This window comes from Pseudomonas faucium (genome assembly GCF_021602585.1).
Classification (GTDB): Bacteria; Pseudomonadota; Gammaproteobacteria; order Pseudomonadales; family Pseudomonadaceae; genus Aquipseudomonas; species Aquipseudomonas faucium.
On record NZ_BQIP01000012.1, the window covers coordinates 1 to 24147 of the forward strand.

Below are 24147 nucleotides of genomic sequence, written 5' to 3' on the forward strand. Positions count from 1 at the left end.
AACCACCCCGAGGACCCTCCCCATGGCCAACCCCCACCTGGAATACCACCTGCAACTGCTTCACCACCTGCGCACCATCCTGGTGGCCTTGGGTGAAGCGGATCAGGTACCGGAGGAAAGCCACACCCTGTTCCTCGAACGCTTCGATGAGTTGCTGACGCTGCTACCGCAGGACCCGCTGCAAAGCCAATACCTTGGCCAGGACCTAATCTGCCAGGTCATCCAGCGCTACCCTCAGATCGCCCACCTGGTGCCCCGCGACCTGCTGTGGTTCTTCGGCGGTGATTGCCTTCACTTCATGCCCGACGAGGAGCTGGAGCTCTATCAAACGCTTGAAGAGCGCCGATACAGCGCGGAGCAAAACGGCGAACCCTTCGATTGGCATGAAGAAAAACAACAACTCGCCACGCGCCAGCACTGAGTAACCCGCTCACCGCTGTGATGACGCAGGACGGCTGGGTTCGCTCACTCGCGCTGCAACCGTTGCACCAGCGAAGCGGAAAAGAATGGCACTGGCACAATCGTCAATGCATAGCGCCATTCAGTCTGGTCACGCAGGTCTTCGGCCATGACGACGGTCATCGCATCTATACCGGCTGATCCCGGGATGAAATGACCGTCATCCGTTACCGAGCCATCGCCGGTCACGATGTGCCATTTCACCTCTTCGGGTGGCAGTACCCGCTCGCGGCCATCACGATGAATAAAGAAACAAGTCGGGTAGAGCTGCCCATTGCTCTCTTGAAATCTGATGAAATGCGTGGGCGGCACGAGGGTGACCAGAAATACCCCTTGCGCACTGCCTTGAGTACCACTGGCAGTTACCCGGTCGACGCGTACAGGTAAATCGATACCGGTGCGATAGGCTGCGGGAATGAAAGTCTCGCTGTTTTCGTTGAACGTGGCCTGGGGGTCGAATCTTGTAGGCGGGACGTAAAAAACGCCCCCGTTGCGATCAATTGTCCCTTTCGCGTCTCCCTCGATTTGCCAAGTCGAAGGGTTTTGCAACTCGCCAACAAGCTGCAGGGGCTCTTTTTCGGCGCCCACTTTGACAATTGCCAGCTGTGGAAAAATCGCAGATTTTACGGCTGCCTTGACAGTCGGCGGCGCTGCACGGTCGGTTGAAGAGGGAGGATTGGAATCATAGTGTGCCTGATATTGTAAATCGCTGAACTTCCACTCGTTCAGTGAGAACGTTCCAGGGGGCATGACCACATCGACGATCCACCTGGCCTGACTCTCGCCTATCCCGCTCAACAACGGCGCCGTGCCGAGCATCGGAGTCGTGGCGTTTTCAACGGGTGATTCATGTATTGACTGCGCCTGCGCAGCTGGCATGAATGACTGCGCACGCTTATAAAACTTTACGGTGTCATAGATAAGTCCGCTACTGAAATACCCGTACAAGTGTTTCGGTTCGGAAACCCTTTGCTCTGCGGGCAGGTTCCACAGCGCAATCGATTTTGCTTGCTCATAATAGCGTTGTATATCCGCAGGCGCGGGCCGATGGGTTTCAGTCTCGTAATCGTAAAAAGATATCTCCTCCAGCCATCGCCACCGTAGCCTTACCCGTCGGTCCTGCGGGTAACCGCCATCATAAAACAGGTGAGTATCTTCCTGGCGCATATTGATTCTCAACTCACCGTTCATGGGCATTTGCGTCTGGATGCGAATGATTTGTTTCACACCTACGCTACTTTCCTTACGTGTCCGTGCCTCCGCGACGGCGGGCGAACCCAGTGCCACATAGAAACGAAAGAAAATACCTGAATAGGTTAAATCGAGGTGCGAATACGTGGTGATCGCGGTTCTCCATATGCCGGAAACCAATTCTTCAGGCGCCACCATGGCCTCGTCCGCGCCAACACGTTGCTGCAAAAACCGCCGCCAAAGAAACCCCACGCGAGGTGGCGCATCTATTTTGAAAGTGTACGCGGCTTCGATATCTGCCTCGCTACCGTCCGTTTTCTTTTCCATCTTGCCGCGCTCCCGGTGTGTTATGGCTCCGGCCAGAAAAACACCCTTGGCTTCAACGGTAAACTGGCATTTTTACCAGTTGTCATCCGCAGTCAGATTTACCCATAGTGCAAATCAGGCTTTTCCTACATCTGAATGTGAACACGCATTTTACTATGCGCACCGTCATCGCAGGCTTGAACCGCGTATTGCAGGTTTAAGAAATCAGCAACCTTTACTTTCAGACGTCCGCAGCACGGAGACACTCATGAAAAAAACCCTTCTCGTTTTAGCGCTGGGCATTGCCAGCACTAGCGCCTTCGCCAATACCGGTTCGATCAACTTCTACGGCCAAGTTCACGCTGGCACTTGCCCAATCGAAATCATCGACCCGTCAACCGGATTGCCGATGGCGCGAATCAACATGGGTAACGTCAATGTTGCTCAATTCGACGCTGTGGGCGACGAAGCAGCCTCCCGCACCTTCGGCATGCGCATTACTCCAGGGGGAGGCTGCACCATACCTCCGCCACCCGCCACACCAGCCGCGAATGTGACTTTCACTGCTGCCTATGGCGGCGCAGGTAACAACGGTGCGTTGTATGCACTAGAGCCCGGCGGCGCACAGAACCTGGCCTTGACCATCAAGGATAATACTGGCACGGCGGTCGTCAATGGCGCAAAATCCAAAGACTACCCACTGAGCGATACCAACCCCACCACCATGATCTTCTCTGCCGCCTACAAGTCTACTGCTGCAGGGGTGACTGCCGGCACCGCCAACACCGACGTGCAATTCCTTGTCGATATTCCATGACATGTTCCCCAAGTGCGCATGCAGCACTTGGGGAGCCTTTCCCTTTTTCTGAAGGTATCGCCGAATGAAAACTCATTTGCGCAACCTTGTGCTGGCTGCCGGCCTGGCAACCACCCTGTCACCCGCGCAGGCAGCGTTGACCGTCAACATGACCCGCATCGTTTTCGATAGCGATAAGCGCAGCACTTCAGTCGTGATCGCCAACCCCAGTCCGCGCCCCTATGCGGTTCAAAGTTGGGTCAATACCGCCAAGGACGACACGGATACAGCCGTGCCATTGGCGATCTCACCTGGCTTGTTCAGGCTAGACCCGGGTAAAGAGCAGATGGTGCAAATCAGCCGCCTGCCTAATCAGTTGCCCACGGATCGCGAAACACTGTTCTACATGAATGTGCAGGAAATCCCCGAAATCAATCCCGAGGATGAGAATGTACTGAATGTCGCATTGCGCACTCGTCTCAAGCTTTTCTACCGCCCCAGCTCGCTGAAAACCAAGCCGGCCGAGCAGGTTGGAGAACTCAAATGGTCGCTGCGTTCGGTGAGTGGGAAGGTGCAACTGGTGGTAAACAACCCCACGCCCTACCACTATACTTTCGGGCGCCTGGAAGTCAGTGGCGCTGGCAAGACCGAGGCCATACAGGCAATGGCCATGGCACCGCCATTCGGTCAGCAGGCCTACGACCTGGCCACTACCAAGACCTTCAGCGGGCTGACGATCACGTTCACCACCATCAATGACTACGGCGTGCACACCCCTGCTGTACAAAAGCCGTTGCCTGCACTGCCCTGAATACACAGCGAGCCATCAGCACTTGCGATCCACGCAGAATGCTTCGATGCGCTGTCACCTGCCAGGAACACACCATGAAATACACCCTGCTCGCTATTGGGTTAGGCTTGGTCAGCAGCCAAGCCCTTGCCAACACGGGGTCGGTCAATTTCTACGGCAATGTCCATTCCGGGACCTGCTCGATCGAGATTGTCGACCCTTCAACCGGCCTGCCCGTCAGTCGAATCTACATGGGCAATGTCAATGCCGCGCAGTTCAAGCAAGCCGATGACGAAGCGGCTTCGCGGGCATTTGGTTTACGCCTCACGCCAGGTGCCAACTGCATACTCGTACCGGGGGCCTACACCACCGTGACCTTTACCGGCAAGTACGGCGGCGCAGGCAATGCCGGTACGCTCTACGCCCTGGAGCCCGGCGGCGCTCAAGGCCTGGCATTGATCATCAAAGATGACCTTGGCACCCCGATAAGCCCGACGGTACCTTCCCGGCAATACCCTCTGGATGACAGCAAACCTAGCACCATGCTGTTCTCCGCCGCCTACAAGGCCACTGCCGGCGACGTAACCGCCGGCTTTGCCAATACCGACATCGGCTTCTCCGTAGACATTCCATAAGCACAAGTGCCGTAGCCCGGCCACGCGTTGAGACAATGCTCCGCATCGCAAGATGGGGAGCATTTTTTCATGGCTTGCATTCAGGCGCGGTCGCAGGCGAGCTTGAATGCATGCTCGGATAGGCCGGTTACCCCTGATCATTCAAAGCAAAAGGGCCGCATAGCGGCCCTTTACGACAGTTTTGCAGGAGAGCGCAAGCGCCCTCCCTCACCCCACATAGCCCTTCAGCTATCCTGGCTGGCCAAGCGGTCCAACGCATCGTACCCATAGCCTGCCACGGTGCCGTCCAGCAGTTCGACACTGGCAAGCCGGCCCAGTGGATCGTAGCTCAAGCCCCTGCCCTGCTCGTCGCTGATCATGTTCCCGTCCGGGTCATACTGCAGCGTCACCGGTGCCGGATAGTCTGCATGGGTATTTTCTATACCGGTCAACTGCGCAGGATCAGCTGGGTTCTCGAACAGGTAAGTGGCTTCGTTAAACTCCTGCTTGCCCTCGGCGCCGTCGAACGCCGTGAACACCCAGGTGATGTTGTCGATCCTGTCGAACTCGAACTGCTGCTCGCGGATGGTTTTGCCGCAAGGATCCTGCGGCGCCAGAGGCCCTTTGCAGGTGTAGCCCTCCAGCCGGCCGCGCAAGTCATAATCGTATTTTTCCTCGCGCAGAATCTCACCGTCCTGGCTCAGTACACGCAGTGTGAGCTGGTCCAGCGCACTGTATTGCTGGGTGAGTTCCTGGACACTGTCCGGGAAAGTGAAACGGCGAAGCTTTTCCCTTCCCAGGTCGTCATATTCAAGCTCGGTGAGCAGCCAGCGCTCGCACGCGGCATCATCCTCGCCCTCGACGCCGTCGCAGGTCTTGTAGCTCTTGAGGTTACCCAGCGCGTCGTAGCTGAACGTGGTCGACAATCCGCCCAACCAGGTTTTTTCCAGGCGCCCCGCCGCATCGTACCGGTAGTGCTGCGTCTGCCCGAGCACGTCTTGATACGCCAGTGCACGCCCTTGCAAGCTGGCACCGTAGGTCATGCTCCAGGATTCGCTGCCGACTGTACGGGTTTCTAGCTTGAGCTCACCCGTGCTGAAATAATCACGGGTCAGTTCCTGGCCCGGCTCACCACAGTAGGTAAGGCGCGCGTTCTCACGGTCATAGGTATACTTGGCCTCGACCGCAGCACTCTGGGCCTGCCCTGGCAGAGGCAGCACGCGGCGAACTTCAGGTTGATCGGTCAGTTGCAGCGTGTAGTCGTACTCGATCTCTCGGTTGGCTGGCGTGCGCACCTTCCAAGGTTTGTTCTGCCCGACTTCGTAGAACATCACACGCTTGCGACCGCCTGTGATGGACAGGCTCATGCGGTCCAGCCCATCGAACGCTTGTTCGCCCAGAACAGCGCCATTGACCGCAATCTTCACAGGCAGGTCTTCGCTACTGTGTGGCGCGTAGTCACGGTGCACCACGCTTCTGTCGGCCAAGGTCTGGTCGACCAGGCGATCGAAGGCATCGTAGGCGTTGCGGGTAACCGCGTTACGGCCATCGATTTCCCGAACAGTGCGGCCCAGCCCATCATAAAAGTACTGATGTTTGCTGAGCACCTTGTTCTGCCGGTCAAAACGCTGCACAACGTCCGGTTGCTCGAACAGGTTCAGGTAGGTCACCGTCTTGCCTTGGGTGAGCGTGCCGTCCTTCGACTCGCTCCAGCTGGTCTGAATCGGCAAATTGCCCGACTCGGCCGTACCGATCGGATCGGTGTGCGTGTGATGCTGTACGTCGTCCGGGCCGATTTCAGTGCAACGCTGGCCCCAGTTGTCGTAGAGGTAGCGGGACCGAAGCGGTACCTGCTCGCCCCCGAACCAGTCATGCTCGGTTTCTTCAAGCAACTGGCCAAGCGCATCGTAGCGCGCCTCGTAGCGCACTCGGAATGTTTCCTGCTGCAGGCTGTCTTCGGCGTCGGCATCGTGACGCTGCTCGAGCACGAGGCGGTTGAGCCCATCGATCAACGAACGCGTGCCGACACCTTTGACGTCGATGGAGGTCTGCCAAGCCTGCTGGCCATCACTGCCTACCAGGTAGTACTGGTAGTGGCGCGAAGCCGTGTACGCAGGATCGTTGGGTGACACCGTCTCGCTGGTCGTGCGGTTCAGGGCGTCATAGGTATAGGCGATCTCGATATCAGCGTCGTCGCGGTTGAGCAAGGGCTCGCCGATCAGGATCGAATCCTTGAGCGTAATGACCTTGACCGTATTTCGAGGCAACTGGGTGTCGTCATCTTCCAGGCCATGGTCAAAACCTGTGATCGTCTGCTCGGTTACCAGCGCAGGTTCACCGTCGACCAGCTCTTTCTGGTAGTCGAAGCTTTGCGTGGTCAGGTTACCGTTCATGTCCAATGTCTGCGTCAGTGGGCGGCCATGGCGCAGCAGGTCAGTCACGTCGTCCACGGGCTCGATGCTGGTGACTTGCAGTGGCGGCTGCTCGACGTCACCGACCACTTCACACAGTGTGATGCGCTCCTCCAGCAACCAGGTATCAGCATCGCCACCCACCGTGCCCAACGCTTGGTAACGGTAGCCAGTACGTAATGTCGGTGCTGGCTCATCGCCTCGCGGAGCTGGGATCACGGTTGAGTGCTTGAGCGAGCGCTCGAACAGTTCCGGGTCGGGCGGACAGCCGTCCTCGCCTTGTGCGGGGTAGAACTCACTCACCACTTGCTGGCCGTTCGGCATGACCTGCTTGATCAGGTTACCCAAGGTGTTGTAGGCCGTTTCGGTGACTTCATAACGAGATCTGCCCGGCTCGGCGGTCAGTGCCCACGACTGGGTGGAGCGCTTGGGCATCTGGAAGTTGCCCAACTGGTTGTCGATCGGTTCTGCCACGTTGCCGTGGTATTCGACCCGTGTGCTTTGGACGTGCCCGGCCTGTTGCGTGATTTCGGCTTCCATCAGGTGGAAGCGGTTGTACACCCGCTCTACCGTGCGCAATTCAACCTCTTCACCGTCATCATCAAGCCCCCAGAAGTGCGCCGTCGAGCCATATCGGTAGCTGGGTTGAGCTCTGAAAACGTTGTCCTGGCCGTCGTTGCTCCAGGTGATGCCGCTGTTGTATCCGACGAAATTGTGGTCAAAGGTCTGGCCACTTTGCGGGTCTTTATAAAGATAGGTGTAAGTCGTTTTCACGGGTTGCTGAGCGGCACCTGGATTCAGCACATGGGTGGTGACACGGGGCAGGGCCACGCGCTCGCCGTTCGTGGGCAATACATGCCCCGGATCACCGTTATCGCCGTAGCTGATGTGCTCCACCGCCCCAGAGGGCGTATGCAACTTTGTCACACAGGTCAGTTCACGCACCGTGCCATATTCGATCCGCCAGCTGGCGAGGTCTGAGGTCGGCAGGGTGATCTTGGTCAATTCGCGGTTGAACATCTCCAGCGCATAGCGAGCCCGCGGCAGCTTGCTCGGGTCTGCATTGGGGTGCACGTCGATGGTCACCCCGGCCGTCGTGTAAGCCAACTTGAGCAGGTGCTGGGTTTGCTCATCACTGTCGCGATAACTGACGGATTCCAGGTACGCTGTGCTCGGGCTGTAAGCAAGCGTCACCTTGTGCCCGGAGGGCGAATAGACTTCGGTTGGCAGGTACACAGGATAAGTACCAGCCTGTTTGGTCAGCACTTCCACCAAGCCGGACTTGTGCACGACGCGGTACCGGTCCTTGCCCTCCACGGTGTCATCGTGGAAGTGGAAGGTGTCGAGTTTTTTCTCGCGGATGCCTGGCTGCGCACCGCTGCCAGTCACTTTGAAAGATTCTCCGCTAGACAGCGTCAACATTTGCGTGCCAGGCACATATTGGGAAAGGGCCAAGCTCCAGCCTTTGCCAAAACCGCTGTCTTCATCATTCAGCGGGCTGAAGAACAGGCGCAGGGGTAACTGCGGGCCGGCCAGTTCGTTACCAATGAGCGCGGGCAACTCGATGCCCAGTGTATATTGCCCCGTGCGCGGGTCCACACTGTTCTGAAAGAAACTCTGAAAGTTGAAAGCATTGGAATGCACGACGTTATGGCTTGCCATGATGGCCTCCAAAAGGACTAATTATTAAGTCCCCCCCGTGAAGGAGGGAGAACACGATCAGACTGTAAGTATCAAGCAGTCGCGCGTTTGCGCCTCTCTGTCCTCACCCTCTGGCACGCCAAAGTCGAATACCAACTTATGTTGATTGCCTTGCTGATCAATCAGCTCGACGTGGATGGCGCTTCGCAGGTGAGCTTGGTAAGGCAGCCGGGTCGAATAATCATCCCAGAACTGCATGGCGTCGGTACGGCGCAAGCTGATCATCAACTCACCCGCTCTGGCCCCATAAGCAGGGTCGATCAACGGCAGTTCGTGCTCGCGCTCATAGGCCATCCGATACAGCAGGCCATCCATGTACAACCTAAGGTGGTCAGCCTCTGGCTCATTCAACGGCATGAACTGCAGGCCCGTGTAACTGCAATAATGATCATTCAGCTGCTCGGACGCCCAACGCAGCATGCTTCTATTGGCCCCCGGCGCCATGATCATGCTGATAAACTTGAGCGGCTGGCCATTGTTGAGGGCATGCGTGAGCCGCCAATAGTCCATCGTATTGTCGACGTAAATAAACTCATCACCTTCTACCGGTGACCTGTCTGACGCCGCGGCGATACGTGTACGGCTGAATCCATACTGTTCCCGGACATAATTCGGCACCGTTCTGCCCGTCACCTCTACCTTGCCGTCGGACGAACCATTTGAGTAATGCCAGGTACCGGTCTCGGCACTCTGGATACCTGCATAAATTTCAAGTGTCGTCGCTTCCCGAGTATGAACAAAGAAGCGGATACGCCGTTCATTCATTGTCATCGCCGGTGCGGCAACGGTTTGAGTTGGCAAGGGAGGATCAACCTTGTTCCGGGCGCGGCTGACAGCCCAGCTAAACCCGGACTCGACGCTGATACCTTCCTCGTCAGCACTCAGGAATGGAAACTCATTGTCTGCCCCTTCCACCCTGAACTGTAACGTGGCCAATTCAGCGTCCGAAATTTCAACGGGCTGCCCGCCAACATCGCTCGCCTCCACCCTCACTTCGATCTCGACCTGCTGCCAGCCGTTGGCGTAACAGGCGCTACCCCCAATCACGCGCAGCTCGAAAGTGGCCAGATTGGTCCAGCTGACTTTGCTCGCCAACGATTCGCTCTGCTGGACGAATTCCACCATGGCATAGCCGGTGCGGTCATCGCCGTCATCGGCCATGATCACGCAAACAGGCAGCGTCGAAGCTTCAGGGGGGGTGTAGACACCGGTTTGTGGGTCGATTTCGCCCTCACCGAAAATCTCCCAGCTGATCGGACGGGTGGAATTGCTGACACTGAACCCGACCGGGCTCCCTGAATACAGCTGCCCGACATGGCCAGGCTCGATGACCAGGTCGGCCGCCCAAGCGATGACCACCACAGAACACAGGGTGCTCGCGCCACTGCTCCTGTCGGTTACCCGAATGTGTTGAACGCGAATGGAAGGCAAAGGACTGTCAGGCCGGGCAGGCATGAACGTCGCTCTACCACCGCCCTGATCAGTCAGGATACCCAGGGCCTCGTCGACTAGCTGCCATTCCAGCACGCCACCCTCGACACTTTGGGCACGCAGTTCAATGGCGCTCTGGCCCTCGACCCAACTTGCCACGCGCGGGGCAACACTCACCGGGCGCGCCTCCTCCACCAGCAAAGCGTGCCGCACACCCTCCCCAGCCTCTGCACTGACCACTACCAATTGCTGATCCTGGGCAAAACCGCCAGCGCCCCGAGCCGTGTAGGTGCTGCCCTGGAATGCCCCCGACGCCGCTGGACGCAACAGATTGCGCGCTTGCCAGCTTACCGGGCCAGATGCACCCTTGAGCTTGAAGTCCTGCTGCTGCGCCGCCATGACTCTGGAAATTGCAGGTTCGACCGCAACGCTTTTCTCCCCGGGCTGCCAGGCGCCGAAAATAATCCAGTCCAGGGGCTTTTGCGCATCGTTGGCCGAGAACACATGACCACTGCCCAGCCGGATAGCGCGCAGGACATCGGTCGGCCCACCAGCGCGAAGGGGCTCGATGGTCGGATCGAGAATCAAGGCTCCCGGCATGCCGGTGGCTTCTTCAGGAATGGGATACGGGAAATCGAATGCTGGGTCGGGTTGCCCACCCACACTCAAATCGACGCCCAACTTCATGAACACCAGGAGTGCACCGTCGCCCTCGCGGCCCTTACCGGGGTCGCCAGCCCAAGGTGCCGCCTGGGTGCGCAGCAGCATGCGTTCAGGGCTCAAGGGCGCGTAGTCGCGCATGTCGAAGCGCACGAGCCTGTAGCTACGCCGGTATTCAGGCACGTAGCCAAACGTCTCCTGCAGCACGCGGCCAAGCGCGCGGTTGGCGTACTCGGTCGACCCCAGGTTGGTCGTCACCTCTTCCATGGTGCCCAAATCCAGCACCACGGAGGCAAAGCGATGGGTCGAGCCTTGCTCCAGGCGCAGGCTTGCTTGCGCCTGCACCCAATAGCCCATTCCCTCACTGATGGAAAAACTCTCGACAACCCGCGCAGGGCGAGCGACTTGCTTGACCGAACGCATGAAGTCGCCTGCGATTACATTCAGGCGCACCGTCACATCTACCGACGACAGTCGAGTTTTGACGAAGCTGATTTGCGGCTCGCCAAATATCACCCCTTGAAGCGAAACCGAAACTTGTGCACTTTCGTCCAACTCGGCTTCGAGCATGATCGGCTCGACGAAAGTCCGCTCACCCAGCGCTTCGAGAAACTGCTCGCGAAGTTCGATGTTCAAAAGCGCTCGCTCAAGTGCGAGCACGCCTCCCCAGCCGTGGCGGACCGTGCCCTTTTTCAGTAACTCGAGCAGTGCTAGTTTGGAATGGCTGGCCATGTCATTGCTCCTGTTGAGCGCCAAGCAACGCCACAAAGCGCTGGTTGGAAACGAAGGGAATCGGGATGATCATGAACGCGAAACGGTCTGAACTTTCGCCGTCGTCATAGAATGCAGAAACAACCGCGTACTGCTCGACACTGCCTGCTTGAGGGGTGTACACACCGTTGACGAAGGTGCCATCGCCTTTGTATTTGTGCCAATGCGTGTCTGCAGCAGGCACTTCTTCCTTGGAATTCGACCGGGTCGTTCTGTAGAAGGTAAGTTTCACCCCCTCGCCCTGCGCACTCGCCTCCAGCCAATAACTGCCACTTTGGTTATTGGTCACCAGCACATCGATCGTGCGCGTGCCGCCTGCTGCGGTTGAAACTTGAACTTCAGTGAGCCGAGACCCGTAGTAGTTCAATGGGTCACCTGAAGCAGGCTCGGGCAAGGTCGTGGCGGCGGTAAACTTGTAACCATCCTGCATGGTCGGGTCTTTGTCCGGGTCCGGCGCAATTGCACCCAGGTTCGCGTCCTTGAGGGCCCAGCTCAGCGCTGCACCTTCCACTTCGCCTGCCACCAGGGAGTGTTGGCTGCCCAACGGAACCACTACCACCGAGGGGTAAACCGAAACACTGCTTTCAACCAGGCTGACCATGGCTTTGCTGACCTTGTCGCCACGCTGGGCAGTGACGACGACACGGCGGAAACCCGCAGCGCGCAACGACTCGGCGCTAGGTGCCGTGTACAAGCCGGTGAAGGTATCGATGCTGCCCGGTGAGCCCCCATCGTCATCAACATTGGCGACCGACCAGTTGGTATCCCCCAGCAACGAAGGCGTGAACTGCAGGCGACCGCCGCCGGCAACGACAACTTCGACCGGTTCGATGACCAGATCGGTACGCTCCGGTGACAAGTGGCCGAGGACGGTCAGATCGGCCGGCAGATTAAGACTCTCGGGGGTGACGACATTGTCGCCTCGGAACAACAGGTTGTTCAGGCGAAATGCATCGAGCGTTGCACCGACTGAGCGCAGTGGGGTGACTAGCTCTTGTGCGAAACGCTGCAGTTTTTCACGCTCGAAATCCAAGCGCTCTTCAAGAAGCTTCCTTTGAGTGCTCGTTCCGTTGAATTCAACAATCTCCATTCCACCCTGTACATTCTCACGCTCATAAACCAAATCAATGACAGGCTTATCCTGTTCATTGGTAACGACAAATTTGAAAAAGACCTCAATCGTCAAACTCCATTGGATCCTGCCGCTGCTAAGGTACCAACCATCGCCGGGGTGTTCTCGCATCCCTTGTTCGCTATTGTTGTATTGCACGTCTGGCTTGAACTCAAATACCAGATTATTACCAGATACATGGAAGCGCATGGGCTTGTTGCCCGCAAACTGCATACTCCATCGCGGCAGCCGAGTAAAAGACAATGTATTTTCTACATTAATCTCATGCGCAAACTCGCCCGCCGTGGCTATCAGTTGCCGGTGACGTGACCCTGGAACTTCGCGGTCTTCGAACCGCGCATTCTTCACCCATTCCACATCCTTGACGGCAGGCACAAGCACCTTATTCCAAATAAGGTCTTGCGCCAGAATCAAGTTGCTGGAGAAGTTTTCACTGGACGCAGGCAACATGTACAACATGTCTGCATCGTCAGCCGGGTAGGTACCGTTCGGGCTATCTTTCATGGCGACGAACAGCACCACGGCGCCATCGCCGTAGGCTTGTGTACCCCGCACGTTGGCATCGGGCGCCGCGTGAGTACGAATACCAAAACGCTCTGGATGCAATACCGAATCTTCGCTGTCCCTGAGCTCACTGAGCTGCAGCCGCGTAAGCTCAGGCCCCCATTTGCCCATCAGCTCGCCCAGGTGAGCGCCGAGTTTGAGGCGTTCGAACTCGGTCTCCACGCCGGTAAACCGATACACGATGTCAGGCTTGCCATCACCGTCTTCGTCCATGAACAGCTCCAGCACCACCGCGCCGTCTTCACCGACACTGCCCGCTGCCGTCGCCAGCTTCGAATCAAAGATCAACGAAGGCCCGACCACCGCATTGAGGGTGGACAACCGGGTAACCACCTTGACCGACTGGCCGTCATGATAGGACTCGTTCAATTGCAGTTGCTTGCCGCCGACCATGCGCATGGTCACGCTGGCCTTGGACAACGCGATGGAGGCTGCTTCAAAGGACAGCCGTGGTTTATCCAAGGTCAAGCCAAGCAAGGCATGCTTGATACCTTCCGCCACATCGATTTCGGAATCCTCGAAAACCGGGAAGCTTTTGTCGGTGCCGAGCCGGTCGATGTACTCCTGCATCAGCAGGACATTAGTTTTGTAGCGGTCAAAAACCACCAGCGCATCCCAGCCAAACGTCCAGGGTTTTTCACCCATTCTTCTGAGATACTCTTCAAGCGACAAGGCTTGAGGAAAGATCGCGTTATTCATATACCTGCTCCTTGATACAGAGTTAACCCGCTTGTTCACTTCTGCACTCTTGAGTGTTACGCAACATCAAAAATTAATGGGACAGCGCTCAGCGCTGCCCGCTGGATTGCGAGCACACCGCCCTCCATGAAAAATCTGCGCCCGGCTTCAATACCTCGATTGCTGGAAACGCTTATTGAGCGCCAAGCAACGCCACAAAGTGCTGGCTGGAAACGAAGGGAATCGGGATGATCATGTACGCGAAACGGTCTGTACTTTCGCCGTCGTCATAGAATGCAGAAACAACCGCATACTGCTCGACACTGCCTGCGTGAGGGGTGTACACACCGTTGACGAAGGTGCCATCGCCTTTGTATTTGTGCCAATGCGTGTCTGCAGCAGGCACTTCTTCCTTGGGATTCGATCGGGTCGTTCTGTAGAAGGTAAGTTTCACACCCTCGCCCTGCGCACTCGCCTCCAGCCAATAACTGCCACTTCGGTTATTGATGACCAGCACATCGATCGTGCGTGTGCCGCCTGCTGCGGTTGAAACTTGAACTTCAGTGAGCCGAGACCCGTAGTAGTTCAATGGGTCACCTGAAGCAGGCTCGGGCAAGGTCGTGGCGGCGGTAAACTTGTAACCATCCTGCATGGTCGGGTCTTTGTCCGGGTCCGGCGCAATTGCACCCAGGTTCGCGTCCTTGAGGGCCCAGCTCAGTGCGGCACCCTCCACTTCGCCTGCCACCAGGGAGTGTTGGCTGCCCAGCTCAACCACCACCACCGAGGGGTAGACTGAAACACTGCTTTCAACCAGGCTGACCATGGCTTTGCTGACCTTGTCGCCACGCTGGGCAGTGACGACGACACGGCGGAAACCCGCAGCGCGCAACGACTCGGCGCTAGGTGCCGTGTACAAGCCGGTGAAGGTATCGATGCTGCCCGGTGAGCCCCCATCGTCATCAACATTGGCGACCGACCAGTTGGTATCCCCCAGCAACGAAGGCGTGAACTGCAGGCGACCGCCGCCGGCAACGACAACTTCGACCGGTTCGATGACCAGATCGGTACGCTCCGGTGACAAGTGGCCTAGCACCGTCAGGTCACCTGGCAGATTGAGAATATCGGGTGTGACAACATGATCGCCCCTGAACAACAGGTTATTCAGGCGGAACGCATCCAACGTAGCGCCAATCGTTCTAAGTGGCGTCACAATTTTTTCCAGCGGCTCTTGCAACCACGCTTTATAAACGTTCAGGTGAGTCCGAATCCACTCCTGCCCATTCGCATCTGCATCGGTTTCATGAATTTCCCAGTTGCTATAGGCCACGTCCTCATCAAATACCAACTTGATGACCGGATTATCGCCCTGCGCTTCAACGACAAAACGAAAAGCCAGCTCGATACGTATATCTATCTTGATGACAGCGTACCGGTGGTACCACGGATCGTCCGAACTATCATCTTTCAGTGAGAGCGTGGAATCGATGTAGAGTGGGTCCGGCTTGAATTCGAATCTCACCCCATCGCCGGCAACATAAAAGCGCATCGGCTTGTCGCCGTCAAACCGGAAGCTAAACGCCGGAAGTTCATACTTACGCATTGGAAATTCGATGAAGATATTCGCCCCGAGCGTACCCGCTGTTGCCACCAGCTGCCGATGACGTGACCCTGGAATTTCGCGGTCTTCGAACCGCGCATCCTTCACCCATTCCACATCCTTGATGGCAGGCACAAGCACCTTATTCCAAATAAGGTCTTGCGCCAGAATCAAGTTGCTGGAGAAGTTTTCAGTGGACGCAGGCAACATGTACAACATGTCTGCATCGTCAGCCGGGTAGGTACCGTTCGGGCTATCTTTCATGGCGACGAACAGCACCACGGCGCCATCGCCGTAGGCTTGTGTACCCCGCACGTTGGCACCCGGTGCCGCGTGAGTACGAATACCAAAACGCTCTGGATGCAATACCGAATCTTCGCTGTCCCTGAGTTCACTGAGCTGCAGCCGCGTAAGCTCAGGCCCCCATTTGCCCATCAGCTCGCCCAGGTGAGCGCCGAGTTTGAGGCGTTCGAACTCGGTCTCCACGCCGGTAAACCGATACACGATGTCAGGCTTGCCATCACCGTCTTCGTCCATGAACAGCTCCAGCACCACCGCGCCGTCTTCACCGACACTGCCCGCTGCCGTCGCCAGCTTCGAATCAAAGATCAACGAAGGCCCGACCACCGCATTGAGGGTGGACAACCGGGTAACCACCTTGACCGGCTGGCCGTCATGATAGGACTCGTTCAATTGCAGTTGCTTGCCGCCGACCATGCGCATGGTCACGCTGGCCTTGGACAACGCGATGGAGGCTGCTTCAAAGGACAGCCGTGGTTTATCCAAGGTCAAGCCAAGCAAGGCATGCTTGATACCTTCCGCCACATCGATTTCGGAATCCTCGAAAACCGGGAAGCTTTTGTCGGTGCCGAGCCGGTCGATGTACTCCTGCATCAGCAGGACATTAGTTTTGTAGCGGTCAAAAACCACCAGCGCATCCCAGCCAAACGTCCAGGGTTTTTCACCCATTCTTCTGAGATACTCTTCAAGCGACAAGGCTTGAGGAAAGATCGCGTTGTTCATATCCGTGGTCCTTGAGACAGAATTCAATTCGCTTGTTCATGTCGGCGTTATAGAGTTTTACGCGGCGTCAAATTCAACGTTGGAAGCCGGTGCCAGCTGTCCCCGAGGTCGTAACTGACTTCGCCGATTACCGTGTACTGCTTGTTGTCGGTCATCTGCCCGTACACCGTCCTGGACAACCATTGCTCGACCCTTGCGTTCGCGAACTCCGTGGCAGTGATAGGCAGCTTGTTTCGAAGCACGCCGCTCGCCAGGTCATCAATACGAATGGTGAACAACTGCCCAGGCGCTGCGAACGACCACAGGCTCGTCCCCGTGATCCTCAGCTGTGCACCATTGGCGACCAGCTTGCTGTTCCTCAAGTCGCCATTGGGTTCCGCTTGTACGCAAGCGAGCGTAGGGTTCGGTGCCAGGGGAAGGACCCGCAGGTTGACAGCTGCCGACTCGGCGACCGGGATGCCCTGGTCGTCGACAATCTTGTAGAACACCGGGAAGCGCCTGCCTTCGACGTCTCCTGCTTGATGCATGTTGGCCGCTACAACTCCAGGATCGACTTTGTAGCGCCGCCCCGTACCAGGCTCTGGCTCGCTGATCACCTGCTGGCCACCTTTGGGGTAACCCGCCCAATGGACTTCGATACGCTCACCCGGGCGCAGGTCAAAGTCCGGCACGTTCACATACGCGCCCTGAGTGGCGTTGAGCGCGTTGAGCACCATTTTGCTCGGGCCATCCTCCGTAGCCCTGTCCACGACGGGGGCAACGAGGTTGCGCGGCGCCGCCACCGCCACGGTCAAGGTTTCGGACGTCAATGCCTGGCCGGCGCGGGCGTATTGATAGAACAGCTTGTTGTCCCCGGTCCGTAGCACCTGCGGGCCAATCCTGAACACCATTTCCGAGGCATCCAGGCTGCTGGCGTCCATCCGCGCGGTGTTAAGCAAGGTGTCTGGGGTACCTGCCTCCTGCCAATGCACCATCACGTAATCACCGGCTTGCATATCGGCATAGGCAGGCACGCGGACCGTGACACCGGTGGGGTACTTGCCCGGGTCCAGCGGGTCGCCTGTGTAGCCATCCACGCTCGCCAAGGGCAGCAAGTCAGTGGGGCTGGGGGCTGTGGTGATGCGGAACACTTGTACGGGTGAGTCGAAGGGGCTGCCGTCAAGCTCGATCTGGTAATGCATCTCGGCCCAGCCTTCGCGAATCGGCGTGAAGGTGGATCTACTCACAGGCCATAGCAACGGCAAGCCAAAGTTTTGCTCGGTTACGTCATGGAACTCGCTCACCGGCGTTTGCTCCGCGCCATCTCTGTTGAAACGGCGGATCACCAGTTCGACCCGGTCGCCTACCTGCATGGCTTGGTAAGGCGGGGCCTGCATCAACACACCTTCGGTTTCAAGCTCGCTCCAGTTGATCTCCCGATCGTGGGATTCGCGACCCTGAGCCACCGCCAGCGTTTCCGCCCGCCCTGAGCGATCACCCAAGCCCAGGAAACACATCAGACGCAGGGAATCAGGGGTCGAATCATCTTGGCTATTGAGCTTGTAGGAGCAAAAGGCCCACCCCCCCTTGAACGGCTCGACCGCCGCGTTTCGAACGATCAGTTCAAGCCCGATATCAGGGTCATAATCTGCCGGGACCTCAGCCGCTGCGCCCAGCTCATCGAAAGGCGTACCATCTGCGCCCACCGCTCGCCAGACCAAATAAACCTCCTCCCCATATTGAAGGGCGGGGTTTTTTACCAGCACTTGCAAGTCTTGGCCTTGCAGGGCGTCAACGTCGATTTCTCCGTATTGGTTTCTAAGTGGAATCTCGGGAAAGGGATCATGATTCAACTGATCTGATACCGGTGCACCGCTATGTCTGCTTCGAGGGGCCATTCGCCTGCTCCTGGTCGGGCGTTGATGGCGATATTTCTACTGTGATTGTCAGCAACTGCCTACTGGTAGAAATGACAGGTCAGCGGCACTTCCCGGCAACCCGGCAAGCGCCGACGACCTGATAAAACTGCCAGGTGCATACCTATTGATTTTGCACTTAAGCTGTTTCGCGGCAGGCATATTACGCCCTGCGTTATCACAGACTTCAGAGGCCAGCACATGAAAATCGCGAACTCCATGCCACACTTCCGCACCGCCCATTGCGGCCGTTATGTTGCACTTGGCGTCCTGGTGGGCTGCCTTCTACCGTTGGGCGCACAGGCGGCCCAAGAGCCACCCAGCGTCCTCACGCTTTATCAAACCGTTGACAACAATACAGAACTGAGTTGCTCGGCCGATGTACCGGGGACAGGTTCCAACACCACGGTCAGGTTCTACCCCAGGAAGGCCGACGTCTGCCAAGGCGATGAAGACGCAGAGGAAGATGAAGACAAGATTTTCAAACCTCACTCGATCCGCATCCGTTCTGCTCCGGCGGCGGCCACGTTCATCCTGTCCGATAAAATGACGGCTCAAGAGCACTGCAGCAAAGAAAGCGACAGTAACTGGATTGAACTGGAAACCACTCGGCCACTCTCGTCATTGGAAAAACTCGGCCTGGATAAAATAACCGATTATCGCGGTTATATAACCAACGTCGGCAGCGACTCGAATGCCCGCAGCATTGGTTTCAAAGTGGTCGATTACAAAGGTGTTATTAGTCAAGGCACGCTCAGCTGCGTAGAGATCAAAACATCTGCCGGCGCCACTCGCGGGGGCAAATGATATGTCCAGTGTCATCCATTCCAATGCTGCAAACTTTCAAAGTTTCCTGCAGAACGGCGTTGACCCGCGAACGGGGCAATACACATTGGCAATTGCATTGCCGGTATTGGCCGGCAATGATCTCATCGGGCCGCAACTGCCGTTGCGCCTGGCCTTCAACCCCTTGAACGATGAGGATTCCGGCTTCGGCAAGGGTTGGGCGCTGTCCCTCACCGAGTATGTACCTGGCACGCAGATACTGACACTGCACAGCGGGGAAACCTTCAAGGTGACCGGCAGCGGCGAGCAGCCGGGGATTCGGGAAAAGAAACTGGATACCTTTCACTTCCACGATGACACCGCGCAGGGTGCAGACCGTTACCGGGTCGTGCACAAGTCCGGCCTGGTGGAAGTACTGACCCGCCAGGCTGGCAGTACACCGGTGTACCTGCCCACCGAAGTCCGTTCGGCGGCGGGGCATACGGTTTCACTGAGTTATTCCAGCAACCCGGTGCGCCTGGAAACCCTGAGTTATCGCGATGCTGACGACCAGGTTCAGCAGTTGCTGAAACTCACCTACTCCACCGGCGGCGTGACCATCGACCTGCATCCCAATGCCGCTCCAGGCAAGCTGTACCATGCACGGTACACGCTGCAGATGTTCAACCGCGAACTGCAAAAGATCATCCTGCCCAGTGCAGAAGGCGCGAACTGGCGTATCGAATACGGCACGGTGCGCGACCTGCTTTGCGTAAGAAAGGTGTGGACGCCCGCCGGCGCGGAAGAACAGGTGGCCTACGAGGATGAAGGCCACATTCTGCCTACCAATGGCCAGCGTGCAGCCTTGCCTCGGGTCACCACGCACACCCTCTACCCAGGGGCCGGCCAGCCTCCGTTGAAGACGACCTATACCTACAAGCACTACGACCCCGATAGCCAGCAATGGCTGGACCGCAATTTTGTCGGTTACAACAGCGGCATTACCTGGCAGGACAACGGCGAGGACAACCTCTACCGTGCCCAGCCCAGCTATCAATACAGCGTGACCGCGCATTTCTGGGATGGCGCAACCGAGATCCGCACACGCACCCAGACCTACAATCGTCATCACCTGCTGGTGCGCCAGGCAATTGAGCAAGAGGGCCATGTCGAGGAAACCCTCACCCAGTACCACGAACAGCCTGATACCCCCTTTGATGACCAACCGCCGTACTTCCAGCTGCCGCATGTCATCACCAAGCGCTGGACGCTGCGCGACGACCCCTTCAAAGTCCGCGTCGAACACGTCACCACCCTGTACGACGATGCAGGCAATCTGATCGAGGAAGTGCAACCTACCGGCATACGTACCCGCTATGCGTACTATCACGAACAAGGCGAGTCGGGAGAGGACGGCACTTGCCCGCCAGACCCGGAAAACTTCAGGCGCAACCTGAAAAGCACGACCGTTTACCCACTCGACCAGCAAGGCGATGCGCCAGTCATGCGCACGCGCCTGAGCTACAAAGCCTATTTGCCGCTGGCCGGCATCAGCAACCCGTGGCTGGGCGTGAGCGAAGAGCGGCAGTTGCAGATCTTCAATGCCGATCAGGCCGATGAGTCGGAACAGTTGCTGCAGCTGGTCGAGCGCGAGTACCTGGAAACCCCAGGCGACGCCTACCTTCACGGCCGGCCCGATCATCAGGCCGTCACGCGCTATGGCAATGACCTTGTAAACCCTCTGCGCAAAGCCATCGACAGCCGCACCACCCGTACCCGCTGGCGCTACCGGAAGGTGCGCGATGACAAATGGGGCCTGGAGCACTGGCGTGACACCAGCGTGTCAGGCTTCGACCTGGAGCAGATGAGCACCAGCGAAGCCGCGTCGGCCCTTAGCGGGCAGCAGACCTATGGCGAGGACGGCGCTGGCAACGCCGTGCGTATCACCTACGACGTCCTTGGGCGGGTAACCGAAGAAACGGTTGCACCGGGTACACCTGACGAAAGCCGCACCGTGCATGGCTACAACCAGGTCACCAATAGCGGTGAAACGGCTACGCAGTGGGTCATCGAAAGTACCGGCGTGATGTCGATCATGACGCTGGACGGCTGCAATCGGCCGGTGCAGGAAGAGCGGGAAACAGCGGCAGCTGCCGGGGCTGCACGGTCGAAAAAGCTGGTCAGCGAAAGCCGCTACGATGGGTTGGGGCAACTTCGCGGCCTGACCGTCTACGATTACTACCAGACCAGTGCCCAGGCTGCCGAACAGGTCATCGCACTCACCTCGAGCTTCGATTACGACGCCTGGGGTGAGCTGTGCAAAACCACCCAGGCCGATGGCGTCACCGTGCACCGCGAGCGAACCCCCTTCGGGATGGACGGTGACCAGATCACCGAGTGGATGGAAACCCCGGATCGGCCGGGCGAACGCCAGCAGCACACCGTCACCGAAACCAACAGTCTCGGCAAGCCGGCCCAGCACTTCAGGATCGCATCGGACGGCAAGATAATGGGACGCCGGGTCCTTGCTTATGATGGCCTTGGCCACTGCACGGACGAAGCGCGCTACTTCGACAAGCCCACCGGCACGTCCAGCACCTCCAGGCGCGCCTCACGCTATCGATTTGACCCACAGGGGCGCATCACCCAGACCGAGCAGCCGGACAAATCGGCAGTGCTGCGTGATTTTGCGCTGCACAGCAGTGCCGAGCTGACCGAGCGACTGCAGGTGCGGCCACGCAACAGCAGCAACGGTCAGCTGGTATGCGAGCGCGATTTCGACGGTGTCGCCCGCCTGAAGTCATTGCACATGGGCGCCAGGCGTGAAGCGTACACCTACGTCGAGAACACCGTGCTGCCCCTCAGCCGTACCACAGCCAGCAGTCGCACCTTTACCTTTGCCTACCAGCCAAGCCTGTCGGCACAGCCCAAGAGCATCAGCATCACCACGGCAGAGGCTGCCGATGCCCCCAACCAAGCCACCTTTGATTACCACCCGCTGACGGCGGCAATCAACGATGCCAGCAATGCGCAAGGTACCCGCAGCTACCGCTACACCGACCAGGGTTATCTGGAGCAGGCGCTCTGGGACGACAGCATCACCGGCGAGCATTACAGCTGCGACTACAGCCACTCCCTGCAAGGCCTGCCATTGCGCGTCACCACCAGCGACGGCGACAGCATCACCCATACCTATGACGCATTGGGCAGGCTGCAGACAACACGCCAAGGCAGCTTGCTGGCGACCTTCGGCTATGACTCGGCAGGACGCCTGCACAGCACCGAGACCGAAGATGCGGCAAACCGCCAGCGGCTATTGAGCAAGCAGTTCTACGATGACCTGGGCAGGGAAACATCGCGCACCCAGGCCCTGACACGTACCGATGGCTCCACGCTCATCCATGCCCTGGAGCTGTCGTGGCGTTCCGACGACCAACTGTACAGCCGCACCCTGAGCCGCGACGGCAGCGAAATCTTGCATGAGCGCTTCGACTACGACGTGCTGGACCGCCTGGAGCATCACCGCTTCGAGGGTTCCGAGCTGCCGAGCAATGGCAGCGGCCGGCAGATCGTCAGTCAGTTCTTCATCTACGACGCGTTGAACAACCTGACCGAGTGTTACACCGACTTCGCCGACGGCAGCATGGATGTGGCCACCTACGTCTACGACGGCTTCCTGTTGCGCGAGGCCACGCATACGTTGCAACCGGATTACCCCGCCAGGCAAGCCTTCAGCCACGACGACGACGGCAACCTGCTGAACGACGAACAGGGCAATCGCTTGCTCTACGACCCGACCGGGCGTTTGATGGAGGTACGCAGTGCCGACGGCTTGCAGCTATTGCACAGCTACCGTTACGACGGCCATGGCGATCTGGTCGGCTCGACCCAAGGCAACGCCAGCGAAGTGCAGCGCCGCTATCAGGGCTATCGCCTGAGCAGCACGCTGGAAAACGGGTTGCTCACCCAGTACCTGTACGCTGCGGACCAGCCTGCGGGGCTGCAGCAATCGGGTAGCGGCAACAGCACGCGGCTGCTGCTGACCGACGCCAACGGCAGCGTGATTGGCGAAAGCGATGGCAGCACGCTCGAGCAGGCGCATTACAACGCTTACGGCGAAACCCTCGCCGACAGCAACCTGCAAGGCCTGCTCGGGTTCAATGGCGAAGCCCGCGAGCGCGCCCTTGGCTGGTACCTGCTGGGGCGTGGCTACCGCGCTTACAACCCGGTACTGATGCGCTTTCATAGCCCCGACGAACTGTATCCGGAAGATGCAGGCATCAACCCTTACAGCTATTGCGGCGGCAACCCCGTGAACTGGCGTGACCCAAGCGGGCACGTGGGTGAACGGTACAGTGTCGAACTGCCTTTCATCCCGCCTACACCGGCGCCCAAGCCGAAGAGTGATTGGCGATCCTGGCTGGGCGTAGCGCTGGGCGCAATATTCGCAGTGGTCAGCTTGATATTTTTGCCACCGGTAGGCTTTACCCTTGCATTCGCCGCCGGTGCCACCAGCCTTGGCCTGGACGTCGCGTCCACGGCCGCGTCAGCCGTTGCTGCTGCCAACGGTGATGAGACAGCCAATAACTGGTCATTCTGGCTGGGCATCGCCAGCGCAGTGAGTACCTTGGGAGTCATCGCCATGAGCCGCTTCATGTCGGTAAAAAACGTGGCAAATGAACTCGGAACTCGCAGTGCGGATGCGGCGACGAGCACCGATGATTTAATAAGTTCTGCTTCGAAGGGTGTTAATACTACACAACCGCGTTCAATTGCCACTGCCACCTCAACTTCAGGTTTGCCAGCGCCTCAAGTCAAAAATGAGTACATTGGCAAGATCATCGTTGGCAGCGGTGATGCAAGATATTCTGATATATTTGCCCTCGAAAACCGTAAACAGAAATTCAAACCCAATGCTAAACCCATAACCAAAGCCACGACTGAGCCAGAAATTTATGATATCAGCCAACTTTTCGAAACTTCTCCGACACCTTTCGTTCAGCCCGCGCCGCCCGTAACAATAGGGCAGCCCCTCGTTCCTAAGAAGTCAGGGGGAAGTATACTTGGATACGAACTGATAGGCGAAAAATGGGTCCCAAACCCCAGCAAACCAAGTTACGCGCCACAAAATCCTAGCCTACTTTATAAATAAACCCGAGACGGCCCATGACGGGCCGTCCCCACCTACATGCCATGAATCATATTTGTAGGGATTTCCGCCTTCGAATGCGAATTTTCCTACATATAAGCTCTCACGACCATCTTATTGTCGCGTCAAATTTGCCGCTGACAAACTGATACTTCCAGGGATGGGCCGTAGCCCCATGTTCTTGTTTACAAGCGGCGCGTAAAAGGTGCCCATC

At 57.8% G+C, this 24147-nt stretch carries 12 protein-coding genes; 6 read left to right on the forward strand and 6 right to left on the reverse strand.

Annotated elements, in window-relative coordinates:
• Positions 1-22 precede the first annotated feature (22 nt).
• Positions 23-421: a PA2817 family protein gene (locus L6D75_RS15405; RefSeq protein ID WP_176518160.1), complete on the forward strand. Its 399-nt coding sequence runs from the start codon at positions 23-25 to the stop codon at positions 419-421.
• Positions 422-465: 44 nt separating this feature from the next.
• Here L6D75_RS15405 and L6D75_RS15410 read toward each other — a convergent pair whose 3' ends face one another.
• A complete protein-coding gene (locus L6D75_RS15410) occupies positions 466-1977 on the reverse strand; it encodes a hypothetical protein (RefSeq protein ID WP_176518159.1) in 1512 nt (503 codons plus the stop codon).
• Positions 1978-2224: 247 nt separating this feature from the next.
• On the opposite strand from L6D75_RS15410, the gene L6D75_RS15415 reads away from it, so the two are divergent.
• The 3 genes from L6D75_RS15415 to L6D75_RS15425 all read left to right on the forward strand — a co-directional run bounded on the left by L6D75_RS15415 (position 2225) and on the right by L6D75_RS15425 (position 4177).
• The gene (locus L6D75_RS15415) at positions 2225-2773 is read left to right on the forward strand and encodes a fimbrial protein (RefSeq protein ID WP_176518158.1); all 549 of its coding nucleotides are present in this window, start codon (positions 2225-2227) and stop codon (positions 2771-2773) included.
• A 64-nt stretch (positions 2774-2837) separates the two neighbouring features.
• The gene (locus tag L6D75_RS15420; RefSeq protein ID WP_176518157.1) at positions 2838-3563 is read left to right on the forward strand and encodes a fimbrial biogenesis chaperone; all 726 of its coding nucleotides are present in this window, start codon (positions 2838-2840) and stop codon (positions 3561-3563) included.
• A gap of 74 nt (positions 3564-3637) precedes the next feature.
• Positions 3638-4177, forward strand: coding sequence for a fimbrial protein (locus L6D75_RS15425; RefSeq protein WP_176518156.1), 540 nt, complete (start codon positions 3638-3640; stop codon positions 4175-4177).
• Between the two features lie 224 nt (positions 4178-4401).
• Here the strand turns inward: L6D75_RS15425 and L6D75_RS15430 are convergent, their stop codons facing one another.
• From L6D75_RS15430 to L6D75_RS15450, 5 genes are all read right to left on the reverse strand, one after another.
• The gene (locus L6D75_RS15430) at positions 4402-8229 is read right to left on the reverse strand and encodes an RHS repeat domain-containing protein (RefSeq protein ID WP_176518161.1); all 3828 of its coding nucleotides are present in this window, start codon (positions 8227-8229) and stop codon (positions 4402-4404) included.
• 57 nt (positions 8230-8286) lie between these two features.
• Positions 8287-11091, reverse strand: coding sequence for a hypothetical protein (locus L6D75_RS15435; protein WP_176518155.1), 2805 nt, complete (start codon positions 11089-11091; stop codon positions 8287-8289).
• A 1-nt stretch (position 11092) separates the two neighbouring features.
• The gene (locus L6D75_RS15440) at positions 11093-13525 is read right to left on the reverse strand and encodes a hypothetical protein (protein WP_236193676.1); all 2433 of its coding nucleotides are present in this window, start codon (positions 13523-13525) and stop codon (positions 11093-11095) included.
• 172 nt (positions 13526-13697) lie between these two features.
• The gene (locus L6D75_RS15445) at positions 13698-16124 is read right to left on the reverse strand and encodes a hypothetical protein (RefSeq protein ID WP_236193677.1); all 2427 of its coding nucleotides are present in this window, start codon (positions 16122-16124) and stop codon (positions 13698-13700) included.
• 47 nt (positions 16125-16171) lie between these two features.
• A complete protein-coding gene (locus L6D75_RS15450) occupies positions 16172-18001 on the reverse strand; it encodes a hypothetical protein (RefSeq protein WP_176512072.1) in 1830 nt (609 codons plus the stop codon).
• 219 nt (positions 18002-18220) lie between these two features.
• On the opposite strand from L6D75_RS15450, the gene L6D75_RS15455 reads away from it, so the two are divergent.
• Positions 18221-18826 carry a hypothetical protein gene (locus tag L6D75_RS15455; RefSeq protein WP_176512071.1) on the forward strand — a complete coding sequence of 202 codons (606 nt, stop codon included), beginning with the start codon at positions 18221-18223 and terminating at the stop codon, positions 18824-18826.
• A gap of 1 nt (position 18827) precedes the next feature.
• Entirely contained in the window at positions 18828-23936 is a 5109-nt protein-coding gene (locus L6D75_RS15460) for an RHS repeat domain-containing protein (protein WP_178128739.1), read from the forward strand.
• Positions 23937-24147: the final 211 nt, after the last annotated feature.